Below are 20,628 nucleotides of genomic sequence, written 5' to 3'. Positions count from 1 at the left end.
TTACCCCTTGTCTTCCTTGATCAGAATTTCAATCCGGCGGTTGGACTGGTCGAGCGGATTTGCCGCATCCTTCAGGCGTCGGTCGGCATAACCGGAGATCTGCTGGACGCGCTTTTCGTCCAGGCCGCCGCGGACAAGCATGAAATAGGCGCTCTGTGCACGAGCCGTGGAAAGCTGCCAGTTGTCGTTGCGGCCACCCTTGAACTGCCGCCCGTCGGTATGGCCGCGGATGAAGATGTCGCCGGACTGCGCTTCGAGTACCTTGCCGATCTTCTCCATGGCGAGCACGAGATCGCGGCTCGGGACGGCCGAGCCGACGTTGAACATCTGGGTCGCGGCCAGCTGGTCGGATATGGTCACGAGGACGCCGCCCTCGGCCGGGGTGACGACCAGTCCCTCTTCGAGCTTGCCCGGCACGCCGGACAGGGCCGTTTCGATCTTCTGCTTGATGTCCTCGGCCTTCCGGGCTTCGACGGGATCGGCCGTCTTGTCTTCCTTCTTGTCCTCGGACTTGTCCTTCGCTGCCGTCTGCGACGGGTCGGACTTTACCTCTGCGGGCCGCGGCGTGGGAATGGGAGGCTCGGCAATTTCGGTGTTTGCCGGCTTGTCCAGTGCGGCCTGCTGCTGGTCCTGAACCGGGTCCTGCGGGGCATCGGGCGTGGCTTGGGATGTCGTCTGATCCTTGCCGGTCACTTCCACCTGCTGGGTCCAGAAATCCGGATCGAAGGGATCCCGATAGGCCTCGCCGCCACTTGCGCCGGTCGCCGGACCGGAGTTGGACGCGCCGCCCTCGCCCTTCACGCTGACATTTGCCTGCTGGCCCACTTCCTGGGCAATTTCGGCCAGAACGGAATAGGGGTTCTCGAAATAGTCGGCCTCGGAATAGTTCTTCTGGTCGCCGGCGGAAGAGGACTGGTCCTCGCCGGTGGCTGCCGAAGCACCCTCCTTCGGCTTTTCCTGGCTGGACTGGGACTTGTCCTTTTTCTGCTCGCCCTCCGCCTGCTCGGTCGGCTTCTTCAGCCCTTTCTGGGCCGGCGTCTCGTCCGTCAGCTTGATGGGGTTGAAATAGCTCGCAACCGAGGCCTTGGTTTCCTCGTTTGCGGCGTTCACCAGCCACATCACCAGAAAGAAGGCCATCATTGCCGTCATGAAGTCGGCATAGGCAATCTTCCACGCGCCGCCATGATGACCGTCATCATGCCCGCCGCCATGCCGTTTGATGATCAGTATCTCGTTTTTTCCGTGGTGATGGTTTTCGCCTTCACTCATTCCAGAACTTTCTTCAAACTAGCGGCAAAGGCCGACAATCGGGTGACAAGCACCGATCCGCCCTGTTCTACCGTCAGGTCGAGATCAGCGGCTTCGACATGACGAAGCATGCTCGCATCTTCCCCCATTTCGGTTGCCAAAATATTGAAAAGTGACAATGGTCCTTTAACTATAATTTGTCCGGCATCGCCTTCGACGATGGCCTCCCGCACCAGCACCGCCATGGCCTCCACCGACTTCCGGGCAATATCCTCCTGGAGGACCGGCGCGAGGCATTCCGCCACATTTTCGCTGATGGAAAGCGAGAGGGTTTCCGCGACGGCGCGAAGGCCCTTGGAGAGAATCGCGGCCATTTCGTCGTCGTAGGCCTGTCGCAGCTGCGCCAGCTCCTGGGCATAGTGTTCCCGCAGGGCTTCGATTTCCTCCGCATGGCGGGTGGTGAGTTCGACGGAAGCGGTTTCATAGCCTTCGGCATAGGCCTCCTGCCGGAGGGCCTCGAGATCGGGCGCCGCGGCGGCCGGCTCTTCGGGAAAGGCAAAATCTTCGACGAATGCAGGCCCTTCGCTGCCGAAATCGGGCAAAAGGGTGGGCGAAGGCTGCGATGCTTGCGGTTCGCCGAAATCTTTCAGATAGCGTGCCAGGGCCGTGCTCATGCGCCAATCCCCCTGGCTTCGGAAGTCATTTCCGTATCGGGGACGAATGTCCCGACGTGACGATGTTTCAGAACCCTGGTCATCATGGTATCCGGCGCAAGCTGAACTCGTTTCGGCGGGTGATTAGCATTCCCGTGCCGAAGCCGCCTTTCTCAGGCAGATTGCCGGACCCTAGAGCGCCAAACTTGTGCGAGGATGAAATGATGTTGGACCGCGCCAGGGCTGTGCGCGGTCCAACTGTTCCACCAAATGCCGATGACCGGCGGCACGGGTGAAATCGGGGAGCGGAGGACGGTCGTCGGATGGGACGTCGATCCCCGGCCGTGGCGGCATCGGGCTCCCGATCGGGAAACCTCAGCGCGCCTCCTGCTCTGCCGGCCCCGGTCAGGCCGACGGCAGACTCATTCCTGAATCGGGCGGTTTGAAGCGCCTTCCGCTTACTGGCGGAAGAGCTGCATGATGTTCGCCGCGTTGGTATTGGCGATGGACAGCGACTGGATGCCGAGCTGCTGCTGGGTTTGCAGCGCCTTCAGCCGGGTCGATTCCTCGTTCATGTCCGCATCGACCAGGCGGCCGACGCCCTTGTCGATCACGTCCATCAGGGTCGAGACGAATTCGTCCTGCATGTCGATGCGCTTGCTGACAGCGCCGAGCGTCGAAGCGGAATCGGTGAGTGCCTGCAGCACCACTTCCACCGCACTGATCATGCCGTCGAGGTCATCATTGGTCGTGGAGGTGGTGATCTTCACTTCCGTGCCGGATGCGCCGGTTGCCGCGCCCGGATTGATCAGGAAGTAGGTGGCGGTCGCCGTGGTCGCGCCGGACGGCTGGGTAATGGTGTTGGCTTTGGTGAGCAACCCGCGCGAAGCCTGCGACGTGTCGATCAGGATGGACTTCGACGTATCGAAGGCCAGGGTCGTCACCGAGACCGTGCCGCTGGCGGAGCGGGTGAAGGACGCGACGATCTGCTTGGTGCCGAGCGCCGCCGTGGAGGCATTGAACAGCCAGTTTTCACCGGAGAAGGAGGCGGACTGGGCGATCGAGGTGAGCTGGTTCTTCAGCTCGGTGATTTCCTTGTTGATCTTGTCCTTGTCGACGCCGGGCTCGCGGGCAGCCACGAGCTTTGCCTTGATTTCGGTCACGACCTTTACGGACGAATCCATGCCCGAGTAGTAGGTATCGGTCTTGGCGGCACCCAGTCCCAGCGCGTCCTTGACCGTCGAAAGCGCCTCATTGTCCGAGCGCATGGTCGTCGCGATGGACCAGTAGGCGGCATTGTCGGCAGCGGTGCCGACGCGATAGCCGGAGGAAACACGGTTCTGCACCGTTTCCATGTTCGAATCGATTGTGCGAAGAGTCTGCAGAGCCGCCATTGCGGCGGTATTGGTCAGGATGCTTGTCATGGTCATTGCCCCATAGAGATGTCGGGACATACCGGAGTGGGTAAGGAGATACCGGTAACGATGATCAGCATCATGCAGGTGGCCGCGTCTTGCCCTGGCGACCAACTCATCGTTCTGTTAACGAATGGTTATCATTTATATGGTTAACAAAAGGTTAATGCAATTAATAAATCATTATCCATTCTGAAAAAATTATAAAAAAAATGTAGCCAGATCTTGCACCGGTGCCGCGAGGGGCGGAAGCGGCAGGCGCCAAACGCGAAAAGGCCGCGCCCGGAGGCGCGGCCTTTCCTGTCTTGATCTGGAACCGCGATCTTAACGGAACAGCGACAGAATGTTCTGTGCGTTGCTGTTGGCGATCGAGAGAGCCTGGATACCCAGCTGCTGCTGCGTCTGCAGGGCCTTCAGGCGGGTGGATTCCTCGTTCATGTCGGCATCCACGAGGCGGCCGACACCCTTGTCGATCACGTCGGAGAGAGCCTTCACGAAGTTGTTCTGCGTCTCGATGCGGCTGTTGGCGGCGCCGAGGGTTGCAGCGGCATCGGTCATGGACTTCAGCGTGGAGTCCACGGCCATGATCATGCCTTCGAGGTTGTCGTCGGTGGTGGCGGAAGAGATCTTCACTTCCGAACCGGTGGCCGCGGTGGCCGAGGAGACGTTGACCAGGAAGTAGGTCTGGGTGGACGTCGTCGTGCCCGACGGCTGGGTGACCTGGACGCCAACGGTCAGAAGGCCGCGGCTTGCACCCTTGGTGTCGATCAGAACCGACTTGGAGGTGTCGTAGTCGATCGTCTGGATCGATACGGTCCCTGCCGAGCTGCGGGTAAAGGAGCCGACCATTTCCTTGGTGGTCGGTGCAGCGGTCGAGTCGTTGTACAGCCAGTTTTCACCGGAGAAGGAAGCGGACTGAGCAATCGAAACCAGCTGGTTCTTCAGCTCGGTCAGTTCCTTGTTGATCTTGTCCTTGTCAACGCCCGGTTCGCGGGCGGCAACCAGCTTGGCCTTGATCTGGGAAACGACGTTGATGGAGGTGTCGAGACCGGAATAGGCGGTATCGGTCTTTGCGGCGGCAAGGCCGAGGGCATCTTCTACACCCGAAAGCGCCTTGTTGTCCGAACGCATGGTCGTTGCGATGGACCAGTATGCAGCATTGTCTTTTGCAGTTTCGACACGGTAACCGGAAGAAACGTGGTTCTGGGTCGACTCCAAGTTCTGGTCGATCGAACGCAGAGTGGCAAGAGCTGCAAGTGCTGCAGAATTGGTCATGATACTCGTCATTGGTACTGCCCCTTTTGGACTAGATAAATGGAAGGGACATACCGGATTTACTTACCGGCAACGGCAGCCAGCGTCATGCAAACTAACCTGTAACTCACTTGGAGGTTAATCCGCCGTTTGATAGTTACAGTAAATACTATTAACGTTAAAAAATACTGAAACATAATGATCAATTTTGGCAATCAATATAATTTAGGTATCGCTGTCGCAGATGCTGCCGGGCGGCGCCCATCGGGCCGGGAAAACGGGAAAGGCCCGCATGTTTCCATGCGGGCCTTGTCAGACTGGAGGTCTGTTCAGGTCGGATCTTAGCGGAACAGCGTGAGCAGGTTCTGTGCGTTGCTGTTGGCAATCGACAGGGCCTGGATGCCCAGCTGCTGCTGCGTCTGCAGCGCCTTCAGGCGGGTGGATTCCTCGTTCATGTCGGCATCCACGAGGCGGCCCACACCCTTGTCGATCACGTCCGTCAGGTTCATGACGAAGTCCTTCTGGAGCGAGATGCGGCTGTTGGCGGCACCGAGCGTCGCAGCGGCATCGGTCATGTTCTTGAGCATGGTGTCGACCGCCATGATCATGCCTTCGAGGTTATCGTCCGTGGTGGCGGAAGAGATCTTCACTTCCGAACCGGTGGCCGTGGTTGCCGAGGAGGCATTGAACAGGAAGTAGGTCTGGGTGGAGGTCGTGGTGCCCGACGGCTGGGTGACCTGGACGCCGACGGTCAGAAGGCCGCGGTTCGCGTTCTTGCTGTCGATGAGGATCGACTTGGAAGCGTCGAATTCCAGCGTCTGGATCGAAACCGTGCCATTCGCATTGCGAACGAAGGAGCCGACCATTTCCTTGGTGCCGACGGCTGCGGTCGAGTCGTTGTACATCCAGTTTTCACCGGAGAACGAAGCGGACTGCGAGATCGAGTTCAGCTGGTTCTTGAGCTCGGCCAGTTCCTTGTTGATCTTGTCCTTGTCCACGCCGGGTTCGCGAGCGGCAACCAGCTTGGCCTTGATTTCCATGACGACGTTGATCGAGGAATTCATCGCGGTGTAAGCGGTGTCGGTCTTGGCGGCGCCGAGGCCGAGCGCATCTTCAACGGCCGAGAGGGCCTTGTTGTCAGAGCGCATCGTGGTCGCGATGGACCAGTAGGCCGCGTTGTCAGCCGCAGTCTGGACGCGATACCCGGAAGAAACTCGATTCTGGGTGTTTTCCATCGACTGGTCGATGGAGCGCAGGGTCTGGAGAGCTGCCATTGCGGCGGTGTTGGTGAGAATGCTTGTCATAGGATTTTGCCCCTTGGTGCAACAGGAGTTTCGAGGGACATTCCGGACTATGTACCGGCAACGGTGAGCGACATCATGCCAATTAATTCGCTTGGTTTTTTCATTAATTCACCGTTCGAATGATTGGTAGATGACATGATTATGGTTAACAAAGATCTAAGCTCACCAACTCCTTTTTAACCATGTTTGTTAACCCGTCGCCCGGACGCATTTTTCACAAGATCCTGTTTTCATTTATTTTTTAGCCGCGCCCTCCCCGGCACCGTCAGAAATAAAAAAAATGGCCGCTTCGAAAGAAGCGGCCATGGGAAGGCAAAGTGTTGATTTTTCGGGTGGCTTAACCGTTGCGGAACAGCTGCATGATGTTCTGTGCGTTGGTATTGGCGATGGAGAGTGACTGGATACCCAGTTGCTGCTGGGTCTGCAGGGCCTTCAGGCGGGTGGATTCCTCGTTCATGTCTGCATCGATCAAACGGCCGATCCCCTTTTCGATGACCGACACGAGGTCCTTGACGAAACTGTTCTGCGAATCGACGCGCGATTTCACCGCGCCCAGATCCGCCGTGACCTGCGTGAGCTCCTCGAGAATATTGCCGACGGCCGTCAGCATCATCTTCAGCTCGTTGACGGAGGTGGAGTCCGTGACGGTGATCAGGTTTGAGGTGGCCTGGGCCGCCGCCTGGCCGTTGCCGCCGGCCGCCGGCTCATCGGGGCCGATGGTGGAGTCGATGTCGATCAGGTACCAGCCCACCTGGGTGCCGGTGGCGGCGGGATCGTCCACCGCGTGCGATCGGGTCAGCAGGCCGCGGCGGGCATCCTCGGTGTCGAGCAGGACGGTCTTGGACGCGTCGAAATCGATGGTCTGGACACTGACGGTGCTGCCGTTGCGGGTGAGCGAGCCCACCATCTGCTTGACCGGCATGTCATCAGAGGTCGAATTGTAAAGCCAGTTCTCGCCGGAGAAGGAAGCGGACTGCGCGACCGATTTCAACTGTTCCTTCAGCTGGTCGATTTCCGAGCCGATCTTCTGCTTCGATACGCCAGGCTCGTTGGCGGCGATGATCTTGTCCTTGATTTTCTTGACGATTTCGACAGTCTGCATGAGGCCCGAATTGGTGGTGTCGGTCTTGGCCTGTGCCAGGCCGAGGGCATCCACCACCGTGCTGAGCGAGGACTGGTCGGATTTCATCGTGGTCGCGATGGACCAGTAGGCCGCATTGTCGCTCGCATCCTTGACCCGCAGGCCGGAGGAGATGCGATTCTGCGTTTCTTCGAGTCTTGCATCCGTATTGCGCAAGGTCTGGAGCGCTGCGAGAGCCGCAACGTTGGTCATAAGACTGGTCATGAAATTCGCCCCTGTATGGCTTTTTTTAAAAAAGGGACATCCCGCCGGGCGGGCAACAGCGTGGGACTTCATGTCTGCCGGGCGTTCTTGTTGTTCTTGCCCAACCGCCGTATCAAGACCGTCTTATATATTAATTTTCTTATTCCTCAAATTTTAAATTAACACCTCGTTAAGCAGATACAAGTTTCGCACAAGCAACAGAAAGGCCGCCGGGCGTTGCCGGCGGCCTTTCGCATCCGTTTCGTGTGACCCCTCAACGAAACAGCTGCATGATGTTTTGGGCACTGCTATTGGCAATCGAGAGCGCCTGGATGGCCAGCTGTTGCTGGGTCTGGAGCGCCTTCAGCTTGGTCGATTCCTCGTTCATGTCCGCATCGACGAGGTTGCTGACCCCCTTCTGGAAGGTACTGACCAGCCCCTTGACGAAATTGGCCTGGTTATCGATGCGCGCCTTGGTGGCGCCGAGGATGGAGGCGCCGCTGACCACATCGGTGATCATGGCTTCCACGGCGCCCTGCATGTTGGTCAGCTGGGCCGCGGTGGTGGTAGCGTCGATCGCGATCTGGTTGCCCGCATTGGTGCCGGCGGTGCTGGTGAGGTAATAGTTGCCGTTGTTCGTCCGCGACTTGCTGAGGATGCCGTTGCTCTGGCCCCCGGCGTCCAGCAGCAGGGAGTTCTGGGTTCCGAAGGCGATGGTCTGTACGCTGACGACGCCGTTCGAGTCGCGGGTGAAGGACCCAACCATGCTCTTGGTGCCGAGCGCCACCGTACCGTTAAAGAGCCAGTTTTCACCGGAGAAGGAGGCGGACTGGGCCGTGGTCCTGATCTGCTCCTTGAGCTGGGTGATTTCCGCATTCACCTTGACGCGGTCGACACCGCTTTCCTGCGCGGAAACCAGCTTGTCCTTGATCTTGCCCAGCAGGTCCTTGACCGCTTCGAGGCCCGTATAGGCAGCCTCGACCTTGGCCTGACCCATGCCGAGCGCATCGCTGACCACGCCCAGCGTGTTGGCATCGGCGGTCATGGTGGTGGAAATGGCCCAGTAGGCGGCATTGTCGGCGGCGGAGCCGACGCGAAGACCGGTGGAAACATGCTCCTGGGTGGTCCGCATGTTGCTGTCGATGGACCGCAGGGTGGCGAGGGCGGACAGTGCTGCAAAATTCGTATTAATGCTACTCATAACAATTTGCCCCTTGGCTAAACGCAATACAGAAAAAGGGACATCCGGACTTCCTAACCGGGAACGAGATACGGCATCATGCCCCTTGGCTCCCTGTCGTTCCCCGGGGGGCCAATAATCGTTGTGTTCTTATGTTCTAACGTGCGAATCTTAACATATGATTGCGTTCGGATTTTCACGTTGAAATAAAATTCGGGGGCGGTTTCCCGCCCCCGTTCTTCGGCTATCGGTCGTACGCAGTACCGGAAAAGCGACCTTAGGACCGGAAGAGAGCCATGAGGTTCTGCGCGCTGGAATTGGCGATGGACAGCGACTGGATGCCCAGCTGCTGCTGGGTCTGCAGCGCTTTCAGCCGCGTCGATTCCTCGTTCATGTCGGCATCGACCAGTTTGGAGACGCCGGTCACGATCGTATCCGTCAGCGTCTTGACGAAGCTGGACTGGGAGTCGATGCGCGCCTTGGTCGCGCCGAGTGTGCCGGCGACGTTCACGACCGCATCGAACATGGCGCTGACCGATCTCATCATTTCATTGAGTGAAATGGTGGTGGTGCTGGCGGAAATCGAGATTTCAACGGGCGCGGAGTTGCCCGTCGGTGCGGCTACACCCGGCGCGAGCAGCAGATAGTAGTTGGTGGTCGTGGTGTTACCGCCGTTGGTATAGGTCTGGGCATAGGACTTTGTCAGGATACCCTGGCTCGCCGTCCGGCCCACGAGAACAGAATCGGCCGCGTTGAAGTCGATCGTCTGCAGCGAAACATTGCCGCTGGCGTCCCGCGTGAAGGAGCCCACCATGCTCTTGACCGGCAATGCGGCCGTGGAGTTATTGTAAAGCCAGTTTTCACCGGAGAAGTACGACGACTGGGTGACGGTCATGATCTGCTGCTTCAGTTGCGTGATCTCGTCGTTCACCTTGGTGCGGTCCGTGCCGGTTTCCTGCGCCAGCGTCAGCTTGTTGCGGATCTCGGCGAGCAGGTCCTTCACCTGGTTCAGGCCGTTATAGGTCGTGTCGACCTTGGCAGCGCCGAGCCCCAGCGCGTCGGAAACGGTTTCGAGAGACCCCTGGTCCGATTTCATGGTGGTGGCAATCGACCAGTAAGCGGCGTTGTCGGCAGCTTCTGCGATGCGCAGACCGGAGGACACGTGGTTCTGCGTATCGTCCAGATTGCCGTTGATGCTGCGGAGGGTTGCAAGCGCCGCGATGGCGGTATTGTTGGTCAAAATGCTGGTCATGATAATTTGCCCCTTTGGCTAAATAACTGAAAAATAGGGACATTACGGACTCAATACCGTGGGCGACGGGTGCATCATGCGGTGGCCATCTCTGTGTGGTCCGTCCGTTGCCGTATGACCAATTTCTAAACCGGCATGGTTAATATCACGTAAATCGCTAATTTTTTTTCTTCGTTTATTTTAATCTATTGATTTTTAATGTTTAATTTTGCGCATAGAAAAAGGCCGCGCTTTTGGCGCGGCCTCCTGTCCTTTCGGTCTGTTCCGTCGATTAACGGAAGAGAGCGAGGATGTTCTGGGAATTGCTGTTGGCGATCGACAGAGCCTGGATACCCAGCTGCTGCTGCGTCTGCAGCGCCTTCAGCTTGGTGGACTCTTCGTTCATGTCAGCATCCACGAGGCGGCCCACACCCTTGTCGATCACGTCCGAGAGGGACTTCACGAAGTTGTTCTGGGTGTCGATGCGCTTGTTGACGGCGCCGAGGGTTGCGGCGGTGTCGGTCATGGACTTCAGCGTGGAGTCCACGGCCATGATCATGCCTTCGAGGTTGTCGTCCGTGGTGGCGGAAGAGATCTTCACTTCCGAACCGGTGGCCGCGGTGGCCGAGGAGACGTTGACCAGGAAGTAGGTCTGGGTGGACGTCGTGGTGCCCGACGGCTGGGTTACCTGGACGCCAACGGTCAGAAGGCCGCGGCTTGCACCCTTGGTGTCGATCAGGACCGACTTCGAAGCGTCGAAGTCGACGGTCTGGACCGAGACGGAACCGGCAGAGGTACGGGTGAAGGAGCCGACCATTTCCTTGGTGCCGACGGCAGCCGTGGAGTCGTTGTACAGCCAGTTTTCACCGGAGAAGGAGGCGGACTGGGAAACGGAAACCAGCTGGTTCTTCAGCTCGGTCAGTTCCTTGTTCACCTTGTCGCGGTCAACACCCGGTTCGCGGGCGGCAACCAGCTTGGCCTTGATTTCCGACACGATGTTGATGGCAGTGTCGAGACCGGAATAGGCCGTATCGGTCTTTGCCGAAGCGAGGCCGAGTGCGTCCTGAACCGTGGACAGCGCCTTGTTGTCCGAACGCATGGTGGTTGCGATGGACCAGTAGGCAGCGTTGTCCTTTGCGGTGTCAACGCGGTAGCCCGAGGAGATCGCGTTCTGGGTCTTTTCGAGGCCCGAGTCGATCGAACGCAGGGTGGCAAGAGCGGCAAGAGCCGACGAATTCGTCATGATGCTAGACATACTGATTGTCCCTTTTTTACGCAGAACCATTGGAGGGACATACCGGACTTGATACTTCACCGGTGATGACAGATGGCTTCATGCCTCTCGGCTCCGCATCTTTCCTCGTGAGGAGACCAAACCCGTCATGTGAGGATGATGATGCGTTGAAATTATTTCTGACAACTTAATTTGGACAGAAGCATTCGAGCAGTGCACGGCATGGTGAACAAGAGCTTAAAGAAAAACTATAATTTTATTTTAATTTTCGAAAGGGAGAGATCCTGCGGATAGTCTGCCGGGATACAGCCCGTCAGACTATCACCGCCTCGCCGGACGGGTCCTAACCCTTTGTCCAGGCGCATTTCCGGACGGGAAAAGCGGGGTCACGCTTTCTGGAATTTCTCTAGGAAAAGGAGCGCACGAGGCTGCCGACCAGCAGATTCCAGCCGTCGATCAGCACGAAAAACAGGATCTTGAACGGCAGAGAAATGGAGGTGGGGGGCAGCATCATCATGCCCATGGCCATGGTGATGGTGGCCACGATCAGGTCAATCACGAGGAACGGCAGGATGATCAGGAAGCCGATTTCAAATCCCCGGCGGATTTCCGAAATCATGAAGGCCGGCACCAGCACGCGATAGTCGATCTTGTCAGCCGTGCCGACGGACTGGTTTCGCTCGCGGGCAATATCCACGAACAGCTTCAGATCCTTGTCGCGGGTGTTCGCGCTCATGAAGGTGCGGAAGGGTTCGGCAATCCGCAGCACCGCTTCCTGCTCGGTAATCTTGTTGTCGAGCAAGGGTTGGGCGCCCTCCTGCCAGGCCTTGTCCAGCGTCGGGGCCATCACATAGAAGGTCATGAACAGCGAAAGGCTGAGGATGATCATGTTGGAGGGCGTGGTGGACAGACCCATGCCCGACCGCAGGATCGAAAAGGCGATGATGAAGCGCGGAAAGCTGGTCACCATGATCAGGATGCCGGGCGCGATGGACAGCACCGTCAGCAATCCGAACGTGCGGATGATCCAGGCGGCAGCCGATCCGTCGACAGGCAAATTCAGGATGCTCGTCGAAAGCTGTTGGGCCACGGCGATGGAGGGGATCAGCAGAAAGGTGGCAATCGCCGCAACTAATCGAATCATTCGACGACAAAGGTCCTGAACATGACCTTCGATACGCGCCCTTCCGAGCGCAGGTCAACACGCTCCTGTATGTCATCCCGAAGATATTCGAAGCCGCGCGGGCCCTCCAGCTGCTGAAGGGAGACCGTGCGGATATAGGCCATGATATCCTGATGGATATCCTCCGCGAGCTTCGGGTCCGGTGGGCCGTTGAACAGCAGCGCCACATCGAGCTTGACCCAGTTTTCCGAGGGATAAGCCAGATTGGTGGTGATCGGCTCCAGCTGCACGATGCCATTGGCCTCCGTGGCGATCCGCGGAAGTCCCTCCCCGTCCTTCTTTTCCTCGCCCTGTTTGCCCGCTTCCTTGGCGGCCTGCTTGGCCGCCTCTTCGCGCGCGGCCTTGATCTGCGGCATCAGCTTGTCGGCAAGCATGCCCCCCAGCACCCAGCCTCCGCCGCCGCCCACGAGGGTCAGCGCGGCGAAAATGCCGATGAGGGGGATCATGCCGCCTTTTTTCTTCTTCGACGCGCCTTCGGTTTCCGGTTCGTCCGCCATGATGTCCTGCCGTCAGAAGGGGGTGTAGAGATCGACCGCCTGCTGGCCGACCGGAGGCTGCTGCACTTCGGTCAGGCGGCCGCGGCCACCGTAGGAGATGCGGGCTTCGGCGATGCGCTCGTAGGAAATCGTGTTGTTGGCGTCCACATCCTGCGGCCGGACGATACCGGCGACGTTCAGAATGCGCAGCTCGTGGTTCACCCGCACTTCCTGCGATCCGGATATGACGAGGTTGCCATTCTCCAGAATGCCGGTCACCACGGCCGCTACCAGAAGCGTCAGCTTTTCGGACCGGCTGGTCGTGCCCTTGCCCTGGGTCGAGGTGTCCGAACCATAGGACGCGTCCGCGCTGGTGGCAGGATCCCAGCCGAGAATGTCCGACTTCAGCGACCAGCTGCCATCGCTCTTGTTCTGGCGGCTGCGGTCGGTCTTGTTATCGAAGGAGGCCTTGTCGTTGATCTGGATGTTGACGGTCAGAATATCGCCAACGTTCAGCGCGCGGGCATCCTTGAAGAGGGCTGCCCGGCTGTCGTTCCACAGAGAATAGCCGACGGCGGCGCGCGGGGGTTCCTTGGGATAGAGCGCCATCTGCTGGGTGCGTCCATATTGCAGGCCGCTGCCGATGGGGCTCATTTCCGGGGCACGTCCAATTTCCCGGGCCGCCTGGCTCTGGCATCCGGCCAGAAGGGCGGCAGTGAGGATTGCGGATACACACTTCTTCATGACGGGTCCTTGGACGTATTGGGATCGGCGGCACTGGTCATCACGGCGGCGACCATGGCAGCCTTGCGCGGATCCATTTCACTGAGGATCAGGCCCGACTGGCGGGCCGGAAGTTTCATGATGATCGAGGCGGCGATTTCCGGCCGGAGTTCCTGCAACTGCGGCGCGGCCGCATCGGCTTTCATCGTCTTGTAGACGCTGACGAGATTGGCCTGCGTCTGCGCGAGGAAATCATTGCGGCGCTTCAACCAGTCCTCATATTCCGCCTTGCGCTTCTCGAGGATGGTGATGCGCGCGTTGATGTCGGTCTGCAGCTTTTCCAGCTCCTGCTTCTGCAGCAGATAGCGCCGATCCTTCGCCGCATCGGCGATATTGGTGCAGAATTTCTGGATTTCCTCCTCGGAGGTCATCTCGCCCATCTGGCGGGGCTTGGGATAGGCCTGTGTGCCCGCACCGTCTGCGGGCTGGGCAGCCGGCGCCTCGGCGGAGGCTTCTGCCGCGGCGGCGGGCTCGGCCTGCGCTTCCTCGGCGTTGACCGGCGCCGCAAAGCCCAGCAGGAGGCTGAGCGCGGCCACGCCGGCGGCCAGACGATAGGAATGGTTCAATCTGTCAATCATTGCAGAACGAGCTCCGCTTGGAGTGCCCCCGCGGACTTGATGCCCTGGAGGATGGCGATAATGCCGTCAGGCTTGACGCCGATATTGTTGAGGCCGGCCACCAGCGTCTTCAGGTCGGGACCTTCGAGCTCGGCAACCTTGCCGCCGCTTTTCTGGGCGGTGATGTCGGTTTGCGGTTGAAGCGCCGTCTGCCCCCGAGAGAAGGGTTCCGGCTGGATGACCTGGGGCGTTTCGGTGATCTGGACCGTCAGCGTGCCATAGGAGACGGCCACCTTGGAAACCCGGACATCCGCGCCGATGACAATCGTGCCGGTCCGCTCGTTGACGACCACCTTCGCAGGCGTATCCGTCTCGACTTGCAGGTTCTCGATTTCAGCCATCAGGCGGGCGAGATCGGCGGTCTTCGGTTTCTCGATGGCGATTTCCTGGCTGTCGCGGGCCTCGGCAATCGGCGCGCCATATTTCTTGGCGGCGTAGCGGTTGACCGTTTCGGCGAGGCCGACGGCGGTGGTGAAATCGGGATTGCGCAGCTGCAGGACGAGATCGATGCCGTCCTTGAAACGCGAGGGCAGCTGACGCTCGACGATCGCGCCGTTCGGCACGCGGCCGGCGGTGGTGACGCCTTCGGTGACGGTGGTGGCCTGGCCCTGGGCCGTGAAGCCGGACACCACCACACTTCCCTGGGCGACCGCATAGATCTGGCCGTCCGCGCCCGAAAGCGAGGTCATGACGAGCGTGCCGCCGCGCAGCGACGAGGCATCCCCCAGCGAGCTGACATTGACGTCGATGCGGCTGCCGGGGCTGGCGAAGGGCGGCAAGGTGGCCGTGACCATGACGGCAGCGGTGTTCTTCGCGCCGGATTGCCCGCCCTGGGTGGAAATGCCGAGGTTTTGCAGCATCGCCCGCATGGACTGTTCGGTGAAGGGCGAGGCGCGCAGGCTGTCGCCGCTGCCCTGGAGGCCGACGATCAGGCCGTAGCCGATCAGCTGGTTGTCACGGCCCGCCTGCAGCGAGGCAATATCCTTGATGCGCGAGACGGCAGCACCGGAGGGCTGCACGCCCGCCGCAAGAAAGACGGCGGCGAGAAGGGTGTGGAGGAGAAAACGCAGTTTTTTCATTTCGCTACCACATGGATCGTGCCATCGGCCATGACCGTGCCGCTGACGATCACGCCGGAATCGAGATTGCGCGCACGGATCACGTCACCCACCGCGGCATCGACGAGGGGAGATCCGGCGGCGGAGATGGTCATGCTGCCGATTGTAAAGGTGAGCCGCACGGTGGAACCGCGCGTCATGGCGAAGGGCTGGCGCAGGGCCGAAACGGGGATCGTGCGCCCCGGCAGCAGGGTGGACTTGGCGATGTAGCCGATCACCTCGTTGCTGGTGCGCGCATAATCGCCGGTGAGGTTGGGATTGGTCACCTCGACCACCTGGATTCGATCGCTGGAAATTTCCTGCCCCGGATAGATGATCGCGGAGGGCACAACGGCGGTGCCCAGCGATCCGGCGGCGAATGCCCAGGCAGGGCCGAACAGGATTTTCGCTGCGAGAACGGCTGCTCCCGCGCGGCGTGTTGCTGTCTGGGAAAACGTCATGTTCGCCCTGCCTTTCTTTCCTTATTTCAAGTTCTTGCTGACGACGGCTGCCATTTCGTCCGCGGTCTGGATGACCTTGGAGTTCATTTCGTAGGCGCGCTGGGCGGAAATCATTTCGGAGATTTCCTTCACCGCATCCACGTTGGAGCTTTCGAGATATTTCTGCTTGAGCGTGCCGAAGCCCGGATCTCCGGGTGCCGCGACGATGGCCTCGCCGGAGGCTGCGGTCTGCTGGAAGAGATTGTCCCCCATCGGCTGCAGGCCGGCTTCGTTGACGAAGTTGGCAAGGGTAAGCTGACCGAGCTCGGTGAACTCCCCGGAGTTGCCGACGCGGGCGAAGACCTGGCCGGACGCGTTGATCTTCACTTCGCTGGTATCCTGCGGAACCGTGATGTTCGGCACGACCGCATAGCCTTCGATGGTGACCAGCTGCCCCTGGGCATTGGTGTTGAAGGTGCCGGCGCGGCTATACATGGTGGTACCGTCAGGCGTCTGGACCTGGAACCAGCCGCGGCCGATGATGGCCACGTCGAACTGGTTGCCGGTCTCCTGCAGCTCGCCCTGGATATGGATGTTGCGCACGGCCGCCGTCTGCACGCCGAGGCCGATATTGGCGCCTTCCGGCACGATGGCCTGGTTGGCGCGGTTCGGCACGCCCTGCAGGCGCTCGGTCTGATAGAGCAGATCGGTGAATTCGGCGCGGGCGCGCTTGTAGCCTGTCGTGTTGATGTTCGCGATGTTGTTCGCGATCACCTCGAGATTGGTCTGCTGGGCATTCATGCCGGTTGCGGCGATGGAAAGCGCTCTCATGCTCTGGGGCCTCGATGTTTCTAGATCTGCATTTTGGTGACGTCGAGGAAGGCGGAAACCACCTTGTCTCTGAGCGAGATGGCCGTCTGCAGGGACTGCTCCGCCTGCATGACCGCATCGACCACTTCACGGGTCGAGGCCTTGCCCTGCAGGCCGGCAAAGGACATGGCCTCACCCTGCTTGATATTGGTCATGGCATCCGATGCCATCTGGGTCAGCACGTCGCCGAAGCTCTGCCCGGCGGCGATTGCCGGCGAGGCGGCGGTCGCGGCCTTCGTGCCTTCGAGAAGGGTCTTGCCAACGGCGCCGAGCCCGCTGATGCTGCTTACTCCGGTCAATGCGTCAATCATTGCGATGCCTTCAGAAGATCCAGGGTCGCGGAAATCAGATCGCGCGACTGCTTGATGGTTTGGAGATTGGCTTCGTAGTTGCGGTTTGCTTCCCGCATGTCGGCCATTTCCACGAGAATGTTCACGTTGGGCATCTTCACCATGCCCTTCGGGTCTGCGGCCGGATTGCCCGGGTCGTATTCCTCGATGAATTTCGACTTGTCGGTGCCCAGTTTTTCCACCGTCACCACGTCCGCGCCGGAAGCCTTGTCCAGTTCGGAACCGAAGGAGATGGTCTTGCGCCGGTAGGGATCGGCGCCAGGCGTATCGCCCGTGGAGCGGGCGTTGGCGATGTTTTCCGAAACGATGCGCAGGCGGGTGGCCTGGGCTTCCATGCCCGTTCCGGCGATCTTGAGGGAGGCTGCCAAGGGGTCCATGATCTGTTACTTCCTTACCGTCATCAACATCATGCGATGGAAGGATTTGACGAGCGCAGCATTCAGTTCGTACTGACGCTTGATTTCGCCGCTCTTGGTCATTTCCTCGGCGAGGCCGACCGTATTGCCGGATTCCTGTACGCCGATTTCATCGGCCAGGGCGGCTTCGCGCACTTCGACATCACCACTGATGCCGGCCGGATTTCCCGTCAGATGCGCCGCATTGGTGCGCGCCATCTGGAAGCTGCCGCTCTTGTCCATGACCGCGTTGAAAGGGGTTACATCCTTGGCGCGGTATTTCGGGGTGCTGGCATTCGCGATATTCGATGCCACCACTTCCTGGCGGACAGAAAGCCACTCGGCTTGCCGGGACGCCAGGCTGAAAAGTTGGATAGGCTGCGTCATGCTGTTCTCCGTCTTGTCCTGGAAAAACACTAAGGTGCTAATCTTGCGTGGGACTTACGGAAAACCGGAGGCTGGAAATGCCTTACTCCGTGTTGAAGACGTCCCCCTTGGAGGTGACGATCACCCACTTGCCATCCTTCTGTTCGATGGCCGCGAGACGGCTCTGGTCCGGCAGGATGGAACCCACGCGCACGAGATACATGCCGGTCCGGTCCTCGATCATGGCCCGGCCGTTGGCGACGTGCATGAGGCGGAAGCCGGTCTGGCCGGGGAAAGGCTGTTCCTCGAGGGGCGTCTTGGCGGAAGGCTTGGTCTTGCCGATGCTCGAGACCGTCGCCGTCGTCAGCTGATCCAGCGACGGCTCCGGCGGATTGGGATTCTTGTTCTTGTTGACCATCGCCATGGGCGAAACGCTGAACACGTTGCGGGGTCCCGTGTGGGGCAGGTCGCGGCTGCGGTCGATGGAGGCCACCCGGATTCCGAACTTGTCCTCGTTGAAGAAGACATACCACGGGAAGAAGGCTGCGGCCGCGGCCATGGTGACGCCCGCCGTCACCAGCAGGCGATCGGCCCAGATCGACTTGCCGCGCGGCCGGGCGATGGGCTGCACCGGCCGTTCGTCATCCTCGAAATCCATGTCGGTCACGTTTCTTTCCTTCCTGATGCCTTCGGCCCTAGCGCACGGCGCCGTTCTTCAGACCATTGGCGAGATCCGCAAAAGCGTCGTTGGCGGGCTTGTCGCCCGGAGACTGCTTCAGGACCTCGTAAATGATCGGCACCTGCTTGATGGCCATGTCGAGATCGGGATCGCTGCCCGGCCTGTACCCGCCGATCAGGCGGAGGTCGCGCGTTTCCTCAAAGCGGTGAATGAGCGATTTCAGCCGCCGGACGAGTTTTTCCTGGTCCGGTGTCCAGGCCTTGCGCGCAAGACGGGAAATCGAGGCAAGCGGATTGACGGGGGGATAACGCCCCTCCTCCGCCAGCGTGCGTTCCAGCACGATATGGCCGTCGAGAATGCCGCGGGTGCTGTCGGCGATCGGATCGTTGTGGTTGTCACCGTCGACGAGGATCGAGATGATCGCCGTGATCGTGCCCGCATCCTCGGCGCCCGGGCCGGCGCGCTCGAGAAGGCGCGGCAATTCGGTAAAGACGGATGCGGGATAGCCGCGCGCAATCGGCGGTTCGCCGGCAGCCACCGCCACTTCGCGGATGGCATGGGCAAAGCGGGTCACGCTGTCGACGATCAGCAGGACATTATCCCCCTGATCGCGGAAATGTTCGGCGATGGTGATGGCCGAAAGCGGCGCCATCTTGCGCAGCATCGGGCTTTCGTCCGATGTGGCCACCACGGCGATGGATTTCGCCATGTGGACGCCCAGCGTGTCCTCGATGAATTCGCGCACTTCACGGCCGCGTTCGCCCACCAGCGCAATCACCACCTTGTCGAAGGCATCGGCCCGCGCCAGCATGGACAGCAGCGTGGACTTGCCGACGCCCGACCCGGCGAAAACGCCCAGACGCTGCCCGTAACAGAGCGGAGAAAAGATATCGATGGCCCGCACGCCCGTCTTGAAACCGTTTTCCACGCGCTGGCGCGTCATGGAGGGCGGGGCCGTATTGGAAATGGGGCGGCGGATATTGCCTGGTGTCAGCGGTCCCTGTCCGTCGATGGGCTCGCCGAGCGCATTGATGGTGCGCCCGCACCAGCTGTCGTCCGGTGCGATGCGGAAGGCACCCTTGCGGATGATGGTGTCGTGAATGCCGATGGGTTCGCCCGGCTCGATCGGGCAGACATAGACCACGTCCGGCTCCACGCGAATGACTTCGCCGAGATGGATGCCGGAGGCACTGCGATGGGCGACGAATTCTCCCAGACGCACATGTTTCGAGAGGCCGGAGACCGTATAATGGCCCGCAGCGATGGTCTGCACATGGCCGCCATGGGTGACCGCGTGGGCCGGCTTTGCATAGCGGTCGACCAGCCCGGCAAGCTGGGTCAGCTTGCGGGATACGGGAATGTCGTTCAGCGCGGCCTCGGTCATCTCGATGCTCCCTGCCGGGCGGCGGCTCGAAAAGCCTGCCCGGTCTGCCGGTCATTGTTGAAAAGACTCATTCTTTCGGTCACGCGCCGGACGCGTTTCCCGGCTGCTCCCTCATGGAAGCAGATGCGGCCCACGGGCCGCTCCCCCCTTACCGGCTTCCGCCCAGCGTCCGGATCGCCTCCTGCAGCGAGCTTTCGCTGTCGCGCATCAGGGCCGTGATCTGTTCGAAGGCGCGGTTGACCTGGATCAGCTGGGTCATTTCGCCGATGCCGTTGACGTTCGACTGCTCCACATAGCCCTGCATGACGCCCACTTCCGGCTGGTCGACGACCGGGCGCGGCGTCTGGGTGGCAATGACGCCGGAATTCTCGAAGCGGACGAACCCCTGCGAGAGATCGGCCGTATAGAGGCCGATGGAGCCCACCAGCTTGCCGGACTGGAAGATGTTGCCGTCGCGACCGACCTTGATGGGGCCTCCGTCGCGCGGCACCTGAATGGGCGCGCCGCCCGCATCCTGCACCGGATAGCCCCGCGAGGAGATGAGCTGACCCGTCTCCGACAGGGTAAAGCGCCCGTCCCGCGTGAGAACCGAACCGGCCGGCGTGCTGATCGAGAACCAGGCATCGCCCCGGATGGCGAAATCCATGGCATTCTCCGTCTGGATCATTTCGCCTTGCCGTTCGGACAGATAGTCGTTGCCCTGGGACACAAAGGCGATTTTCGCGCCAATGTCGTTCTCGGTATTGCTCATCACCTGATCGAATTTCACATCCGTGGAGCGAAAGCCCACGGTGTTCGAATTCGCCATGTTGTCGGCAATGGTGGTGAGGCGCCGCTCGAGCGCAATCTGCGAGGAAAGCGATACATATAGACCGGACTGCACAGCCAGAGACTCCGCTGAAAATCGAGATATGGCGCCATTCCGGCTGCCGGCCGGAGGAACATCTGTGCCGTTCCGGCACCCGACCTTCCCGCTTGCGTTAACGAGGTCCTCATAACGCACCGCCATAATGGCAACCGGGCATGATCGCCCTGTTCCGCGACTGTGCGGAACAATGCTTGCGCGAAACTGGCCCTGACTTCCCGGGACATGCCGATCCGCGACGGCTTTCTGCAAACAGCCTCACGCAAGCCTGGAATCCTAA

At 60.2% G+C, this 20,628-nt stretch carries 22 protein-coding genes; all 22 read right to left on the bottom strand.

The features are described from left to right. Positions 1 to 1,269: a MotB family protein gene (locus tag ACT54B_RS08980; RefSeq protein ID WP_476044351.1), complete on the bottom strand. Its 1,269-nt coding sequence runs from the start codon at positions 1,267 to 1,269 to the stop codon at positions 1 to 3. Next, the gene (locus ACT54B_RS08975) at positions 1,266 to 1,922 is read right to left on the bottom strand and encodes a FliH/SctL family protein (RefSeq protein WP_476044349.1); all 657 of its coding nucleotides are present in this window, start codon (positions 1,920 to 1,922) and stop codon (positions 1,266 to 1,268) included. Before ACT54B_RS08975 ends, ACT54B_RS08980 begins: the two co-directional genes overlap by 4 nt. A gap of 437 nt (positions 1,923 to 2,359) precedes the next feature. Next, positions 2,360 to 3,325, bottom strand: coding sequence for a flagellin N-terminal helical domain-containing protein (locus ACT54B_RS08970; RefSeq protein ID WP_476044348.1), 966 nt, complete (start codon positions 3,323 to 3,325; stop codon positions 2,360 to 2,362). 315 nt (positions 3,326 to 3,640) lie between these two features. Then, the gene (locus ACT54B_RS08965; RefSeq protein ID WP_476044346.1) at positions 3,641 to 4,603 is read right to left on the bottom strand and encodes a flagellin N-terminal helical domain-containing protein; all 963 of its coding nucleotides are present in this window, start codon (positions 4,601 to 4,603) and stop codon (positions 3,641 to 3,643) included. 308 nt (positions 4,604 to 4,911) lie between these two features. Beyond that, positions 4,912 to 5,874 (bottom strand): flagellin N-terminal helical domain-containing protein, encoded by a 963-nt coding sequence (locus ACT54B_RS08960; RefSeq protein ID WP_476044345.1) that lies wholly within the window; start codon positions 5,872 to 5,874, stop codon positions 4,912 to 4,914. 337 nt (positions 5,875 to 6,211) lie between these two features. Then, positions 6,212 to 7,219: a flagellin N-terminal helical domain-containing protein gene (locus tag ACT54B_RS08955; RefSeq protein WP_476044344.1), complete on the bottom strand. Its 1,008-nt coding sequence runs from the start codon at positions 7,217 to 7,219 to the stop codon at positions 6,212 to 6,214. A gap of 253 nt (positions 7,220 to 7,472) precedes the next feature. Continuing rightward, a complete protein-coding gene (locus tag ACT54B_RS08950; protein ID WP_476044343.1) occupies positions 7,473 to 8,399 on the bottom strand; it encodes a flagellin N-terminal helical domain-containing protein in 927 nt (308 codons plus the stop codon). 256 nt (positions 8,400 to 8,655) lie between these two features. Beyond that, positions 8,656 to 9,630 (bottom strand): flagellin N-terminal helical domain-containing protein, encoded by a 975-nt coding sequence (locus ACT54B_RS08945; RefSeq protein ID WP_476044342.1) that lies wholly within the window; start codon positions 9,628 to 9,630, stop codon positions 8,656 to 8,658. Between the two features lie 271 nt (positions 9,631 to 9,901). Beyond that, positions 9,902 to 10,864 carry a flagellin N-terminal helical domain-containing protein gene (locus ACT54B_RS08940; RefSeq protein ID WP_476044340.1) on the bottom strand — a complete coding sequence of 321 codons (963 nt, stop codon included), beginning with the start codon at positions 10,862 to 10,864 and terminating at the stop codon, positions 9,902 to 9,904. Positions 10,865 to 11,249: 385 nt separating this feature from the next. Then, on the bottom strand, positions 11,250 to 11,987 hold the full coding sequence (fliP, locus tag ACT54B_RS08935) for a flagellar type III secretion system pore protein FliP (protein ID WP_476044338.1): 738 nt from the start codon (positions 11,985 to 11,987) through the stop codon (positions 11,250 to 11,252). Further along, positions 11,984 to 12,523: a flagellar basal body-associated FliL family protein gene (locus ACT54B_RS08930; RefSeq protein WP_476044336.1), complete on the bottom strand. Its 540-nt coding sequence runs from the start codon at positions 12,521 to 12,523 to the stop codon at positions 11,984 to 11,986. Before ACT54B_RS08930 ends, fliP begins: the two co-directional genes overlap by 4 nt. 12 nt (positions 12,524 to 12,535) lie before the next feature. After that, complete coding sequence (gene flgH, locus ACT54B_RS08925) at positions 12,536 to 13,246, bottom strand: flagellar basal body L-ring protein FlgH (RefSeq protein ID WP_476044335.1); 711 nt, start codon at positions 13,244 to 13,246, stop codon at positions 12,536 to 12,538. After that, positions 13,243 to 13,863, bottom strand: a complete 621-nt coding sequence (locus ACT54B_RS08920) for a MotE family protein (protein ID WP_476044334.1) — start codon at positions 13,861 to 13,863, stop codon at positions 13,243 to 13,245. Before ACT54B_RS08920 ends, flgH begins: the two co-directional genes overlap by 4 nt. Further along, positions 13,860 to 14,981, bottom strand: coding sequence for a flagellar basal body P-ring protein FlgI (locus tag ACT54B_RS08915; protein WP_476044332.1), 1,122 nt, complete (start codon positions 14,979 to 14,981; stop codon positions 13,860 to 13,862). The genes ACT54B_RS08920 and ACT54B_RS08915 overlap by 4 nt, the downstream gene beginning before the upstream one ends. Beyond that, positions 14,978 to 15,460, bottom strand: a complete 483-nt coding sequence (gene flgA, locus ACT54B_RS08910) for a flagellar basal body P-ring formation chaperone FlgA (RefSeq protein ID WP_476044330.1) — start codon at positions 15,458 to 15,460, stop codon at positions 14,978 to 14,980. The genes ACT54B_RS08915 and flgA overlap by 4 nt, the downstream gene beginning before the upstream one ends. A gap of 21 nt (positions 15,461 to 15,481) precedes the next feature. Next, positions 15,482 to 16,270: a flagellar basal-body rod protein FlgG gene (gene flgG / locus ACT54B_RS08905; RefSeq protein WP_476044328.1), complete on the bottom strand. Its 789-nt coding sequence runs from the start codon at positions 16,268 to 16,270 to the stop codon at positions 15,482 to 15,484. Between the two features lie 20 nt (positions 16,271 to 16,290). Next, positions 16,291 to 16,620: a flagellar hook-basal body complex protein FliE gene (gene fliE / locus ACT54B_RS08900; protein WP_476044327.1), complete on the bottom strand. Its 330-nt coding sequence runs from the start codon at positions 16,618 to 16,620 to the stop codon at positions 16,291 to 16,293. Next, complete coding sequence (gene flgC, locus ACT54B_RS08895) at positions 16,617 to 17,036, bottom strand: flagellar basal body rod protein FlgC (RefSeq protein ID WP_476044326.1); 420 nt, start codon at positions 17,034 to 17,036, stop codon at positions 16,617 to 16,619. Before flgC ends, fliE begins: the two co-directional genes overlap by 4 nt. A gap of 6 nt (positions 17,037 to 17,042) precedes the next feature. Further along, positions 17,043 to 17,441, bottom strand: coding sequence for a flagellar basal body rod protein FlgB (flgB, locus tag ACT54B_RS08890; RefSeq protein ID WP_476044325.1), 399 nt, complete (start codon positions 17,439 to 17,441; stop codon positions 17,043 to 17,045). Between the two features lie 82 nt (positions 17,442 to 17,523). Beyond that, the gene (locus ACT54B_RS08885) at positions 17,524 to 18,078 is read right to left on the bottom strand and encodes a flagellar protein (RefSeq protein WP_476044821.1); all 555 of its coding nucleotides are present in this window, start codon (positions 18,076 to 18,078) and stop codon (positions 17,524 to 17,526) included. 37 nt (positions 18,079 to 18,115) lie between these two features. Next, a complete protein-coding gene (gene fliI / locus ACT54B_RS08880) occupies positions 18,116 to 19,483 on the bottom strand; it encodes a flagellar protein export ATPase FliI (RefSeq protein ID WP_476044324.1) in 1,368 nt (455 codons plus the stop codon). 148 nt (positions 19,484 to 19,631) lie between these two features. Beyond that, the gene (gene flgF, locus ACT54B_RS08875; RefSeq protein ID WP_476044323.1) at positions 19,632 to 20,366 is read right to left on the bottom strand and encodes a flagellar basal-body rod protein FlgF; all 735 of its coding nucleotides are present in this window, start codon (positions 20,364 to 20,366) and stop codon (positions 19,632 to 19,634) included. Positions 20,367 to 20,628 lie beyond the last annotated feature (262 nt).

The sequence above is a fragment of the Gellertiella sp. DMC107 genome, assembly GCF_056313605.1.
Note: the sequence above shows the minus strand (reverse complement) of the source record. Positions and strands in the feature narration are given on the sequence as shown.

Bases quoted from the DNA above. Each gene is read 5' to 3' on its own strand.
- ACT54B_RS08980 (WP_476044351.1), bottom strand. From the start codon at position 1,269: ATGAGTGAAGGCGAAAACCATCACCACGGAAAAAACGAGATACTGATC.
- ACT54B_RS08975 (WP_476044349.1), bottom strand. From the start codon at position 1,922: ATGAGCACGGCCCTGGCACGCTATCTGAAAGATTTCGGCGAACCGCAA.
- ACT54B_RS08970 (WP_476044348.1), bottom strand. From the start codon at position 3,325: ATGACAAGCATCCTGACCAATACCGCCGCAATGGCGGCTCTGCAGACT.
- ACT54B_RS08965 (WP_476044346.1), bottom strand. From the start codon at position 4,603: ATGACGAGTATCATGACCAATTCTGCAGCACTTGCAGCTCTTGCCACT.
- ACT54B_RS08960 (WP_476044345.1), bottom strand. From the start codon at position 5,874: ATGACAAGCATTCTCACCAACACCGCCGCAATGGCAGCTCTCCAGACC.
- ACT54B_RS08955 (WP_476044344.1), bottom strand. From the start codon at position 7,219: ATGACCAGTCTTATGACCAACGTTGCGGCTCTCGCAGCGCTCCAGACC.
- ACT54B_RS08950 (WP_476044343.1), bottom strand. From the start codon at position 8,399: ATGAGTAGCATTAATACGAATTTTGCAGCACTGTCCGCCCTCGCCACC.
- ACT54B_RS08945 (WP_476044342.1), bottom strand. From the start codon at position 9,630: ATGACCAGCATTTTGACCAACAATACCGCCATCGCGGCGCTTGCAACC.
- ACT54B_RS08940 (WP_476044340.1), bottom strand. From the start codon at position 10,864: ATGTCTAGCATCATGACGAATTCGTCGGCTCTTGCCGCTCTTGCCACC.
- fliP (WP_476044338.1), bottom strand. From the start codon at position 11,987: ATGATTCGATTAGTTGCGGCGATTGCCACCTTTCTGCTGATCCCCTCC.
- ACT54B_RS08930 (WP_476044336.1), bottom strand. From the start codon at position 12,523: ATGGCGGACGAACCGGAAACCGAAGGCGCGTCGAAGAAGAAAAAAGGC.
- flgH (WP_476044335.1), bottom strand. From the start codon at position 13,246: ATGAAGAAGTGTGTATCCGCAATCCTCACTGCCGCCCTTCTGGCCGGA.
- ACT54B_RS08920 (WP_476044334.1), bottom strand. From the start codon at position 13,863: ATGATTGACAGATTGAACCATTCCTATCGTCTGGCCGCCGGCGTGGCC.
- ACT54B_RS08915 (WP_476044332.1), bottom strand. From the start codon at position 14,981: ATGAAAAAACTGCGTTTTCTCCTCCACACCCTTCTCGCCGCCGTCTTT.
- flgA (WP_476044330.1), bottom strand. From the start codon at position 15,460: ATGACGTTTTCCCAGACAGCAACACGCCGCGCGGGAGCAGCCGTTCTC.
- flgG (WP_476044328.1), bottom strand. From the start codon at position 16,270: ATGAGAGCGCTTTCCATCGCCGCAACCGGCATGAATGCCCAGCAGACC.
- fliE (WP_476044327.1), bottom strand. From the start codon at position 16,620: ATGATTGACGCATTGACCGGAGTAAGCAGCATCAGCGGGCTCGGCGCC.
- flgC (WP_476044326.1), bottom strand. From the start codon at position 17,036: ATGGACCCCTTGGCAGCCTCCCTCAAGATCGCCGGAACGGGCATGGAA.
- flgB (WP_476044325.1), bottom strand. From the start codon at position 17,441: ATGACGCAGCCTATCCAACTTTTCAGCCTGGCGTCCCGGCAAGCCGAG.
- ACT54B_RS08885 (WP_476044821.1), bottom strand. From the start codon at position 18,078: ATGGATTTCGAGGATGACGAACGGCCGGTGCAGCCCATCGCCCGGCCG.
- fliI (WP_476044324.1), bottom strand. From the start codon at position 19,483: ATGACCGAGGCCGCGCTGAACGACATTCCCGTATCCCGCAAGCTGACC.